The sequence below is a fragment of the Streptomyces sp. P17 genome (assembly GCF_032436805.1).
GTDB lineage: Bacteria > Actinomycetota > Actinomycetes > Streptomycetales > Streptomycetaceae > Streptomyces.
On sequence record NZ_JAVRBF010001430.1, the window covers coordinates 1 to 239 of the forward strand.

The following is a 239-nucleotide window of genomic DNA, read 5'->3' on the forward strand; positions in this document are numbered from 1 at the left end:
CTTTAACTTCTTTATGCGCTGTGCCTTTCTTATTTCTAAAATAAAGGAAGAAAACAGCAGCCGATAATAAAGCAGCAACAGCATTACCATAAAATAACCAGTTATAAGATATAGCAGCCAAGAAACCACCTAAAGCTGGACCTATAGAAAACCCCAGATTTAACGCCATCCTGTTTAAAGTAAAGCTACGTATTACATTTTCTGGTTTTGAATAATAGGCTATCGAAACTGAATTGGCG

General features: G+C 36.0%; 1 protein-coding gene. It reads right to left on the reverse strand.

Translation table 11 applies throughout. The features are described 5' to 3' along the window. Nucleotides 1-223 (reverse strand): MFS transporter (locus tag RMT89_RS46450; protein WP_399499130.1); only part of this gene is annotated, 223 nt, incomplete at its 3' end. Nucleotides 224-239: the final 16 nt, after the last annotated feature.